We start from the raw sequence: 2,165 nt of genomic DNA, 5'->3' as shown, positions 1-2,165 counted from the left end.
TTCAGAAGTAATAATTTCAGAAGTAATAATTTCAGAAGTAATAATTTCAGAAGTAATAATTTCAGAAGTAATAATTTCAGAAGTAATAATTTCAGAAGTAATAATTTCAGAAGTAATAATTTCAGAAGTAATAATTTCAGAAATAATAATTTCAGACTTTTTATCTAATCTTTAAGTATTCAGCTAACTTACAGTCAGCTAGACTCTTACAGAAGAACTACATTATCACCTTGGGAAAGAATAAAGCAATTACTAAGATTAGCTGATTACCTTTTGATTCATAAGTTAGGAGAAATGGGAATTCTAGAGTGGGGTAGGAGTAATAATTGTCCCTTAATTTTTCCGCCCTTGTCTGCTCAAAATGCTAACTTTTTGAGGTTGAACGACCGAAAAGCTTGCACTTTTTTCACATAATAAAGGCTAAAGTATTTACAGATAAAGGCTTTGTCAGTTAATCAGCAAGCCCTATTTAAGCAATATTAAGTTTTGATAAATTGGCTAGCTATTACCACAAATAAGCTGTATAAGTTAGTTTTAGTTTTTGGAATTTAATAATAATGACTATAAATATCGGCATAATAGCAGCGATCGCCTATGGTATATTAGCCATTGTTGGAGGCATTATTGGATATACGAAAGTAGGCAGCAAAATATCCTTAATATCTGGTAGTGTCAGCGGTTTGCTACTAATTATTAGTGGGATTATTCAGCTAATAGGAATAAATTGGGGTTTAATATTTTCTATAGTTATTACAACTATTCTAGTAATTACATTCATTATCCGCTTAGTTAAAACCCGTAAAATGATGCCTGCGGGGTTAATGATTTTAACTGGTATTGCTGCTGTAGCAGTTATGGTATATCAAATTAGTCTGAATAATTCAGCCACAATTTAATCAGTTATCAGTTATCAGTTATCAGTGATGTAAGTAACACTTGCTTTGGAGTGTTTAAGAAACCGGGTTTATGGAAGGTAGATATTAGTATGGCGAACTATTTAATAAACCCGGTTTCTCTGCTTTTTTAGCTGAAAAACTTGCACTTTATTTTCGTCATAAAAAGTGCCAGCTTTTAGGTAACTCAGATTCAAAAAGTTAGGATTTTGACCAGACAAGGGCGCAGTTATTCCCACTACATTCCCTGTAATTCCGATTCCCATAAGACTCCTGACTCCTACCCTCACCCATAAAACTTTTTCAGCAAACCCTAATTATTAATTATTAATTATTAATTATTCATTATTCATTATTTACTTGTGGCATTACCGGATTAATCAACCCATTAGCCGTACCAAAAAGATTAATTGGACTCTTACCATCAGTAATCAAAACACTCTGAAGACCAAGCCCCTCTAACAACCTCGCCTGCATTTCTGGGCCAGCCTGAGCGATCGCCCGAATAGTCTCAGTCCCCAAAGCCTCCACTTTTTGCTGAAACTCAGTAGCAGTAATTTCAGCCATTTGCCTTGCCTTCTCAATCTCTAAATTATTCAGTGTCTGCTGATGGGCCAACTCAGTCTCCTGACGCGCCCTCAACTGAGCCATTTCCGCCTCATGGCGAATCCGTGCTGCCTCTACTTCCTGCTGCGCCAAATTCACCGCCAACTGACCTTGAATTTGAGCAGCTTCCGCTTTTGCTCTAGCCTCAGGACCAGCTACACCCGTCGCCTCAATAGCAGCATTTTCCGCCTCCAACTCCAATAATTGTTTCCGCTCTACTTCCGAAGCACCCCTATCTACAATTATCTGTCGCTCCAACCTTGCCTTAGCCTCCTGTTCAATTCTTTCAGCATCTCGATGAGCAGCAGCTTCCTGAGCATCAGTCGTAATTTGAATTGCCAGTTGTACCGACTTCTGCAAACTCTTCAATGTCTCCTCATCAACTGGCTCCACCAACTGAATATCAATATTAGTCACCACCAAATTATTGGCTCTAAATCTAAATTCATCCCTAATTCTCCCTTCCTCATCCTGGCCAAACACAGCCTCCCGAATAATGCGAGCCGAGTTACGGTGAAACTCATCAAACTTTTGCCCTGCCACAGCCCCCCGCACCCGAGAAGCGATCGCCTTACAAGCATCCCCCACAAAATCAGGCACGTAAACTACCAGGCATCATAATCTTTGATTTGATGCTGGCTTTTAGTAGCCCTCTAGCATATCCCA

General features: G+C 38.6%; 3 protein-coding genes. 1 reads left to right on the top strand and 2 read right to left on the bottom strand.

Annotated elements, in window-relative coordinates; genetic code table 11:
• Positions 1-563 precede the first annotated feature (563 nt).
• Positions 564-896 carry a TMEM14 family protein gene (locus F6K22_RS39285; RefSeq protein WP_293110419.1) on the top strand — a complete coding sequence of 111 codons (333 nt, stop codon included), beginning with the start codon at positions 564-566 and terminating at the stop codon, positions 894-896.
• A 101-nt stretch (positions 897-997) separates the two neighbouring features.
• Here F6K22_RS39285 and F6K22_RS39280 read toward each other — a convergent pair whose 3' ends face one another.
• Both F6K22_RS39280 and F6K22_RS39275 read right to left on the bottom strand, forming a co-directional pair.
• Positions 998-1,159 (bottom strand): hypothetical protein, encoded by a 162-nt coding sequence (locus F6K22_RS39280; RefSeq protein ID WP_293110417.1) that lies wholly within the window; start codon positions 1,157-1,159, stop codon positions 998-1,000.
• Positions 1,160-1,238: 79 nt separating this feature from the next.
• Positions 1,239-2,099, bottom strand: coding sequence for a hypothetical protein (locus F6K22_RS39275; protein WP_293110415.1), 861 nt, complete (start codon positions 2,097-2,099; stop codon positions 1,239-1,241).
• Positions 2,100-2,165: the final 66 nt, after the last annotated feature.

This window comes from Okeania sp. SIO2F4 (assembly GCF_010672385.1).
Lineage (GTDB): Bacteria > Cyanobacteriota > Cyanobacteriia > Cyanobacteriales > Microcoleaceae > Trichodesmium.
The sequence above is the reverse complement of the archived record's forward strand: the minus strand, read 5'-3'. Positions and strand labels throughout refer to the sequence as shown.

Excerpts from the sequence above, each read along its gene's own strand:
- F6K22_RS39280 (WP_293110417.1), bottom strand. The coding sequence starts at position 1,159 with ATGGGAATCGGAATTACAGGGAATGTAGTGGGAATAACTGCGCCCTTG.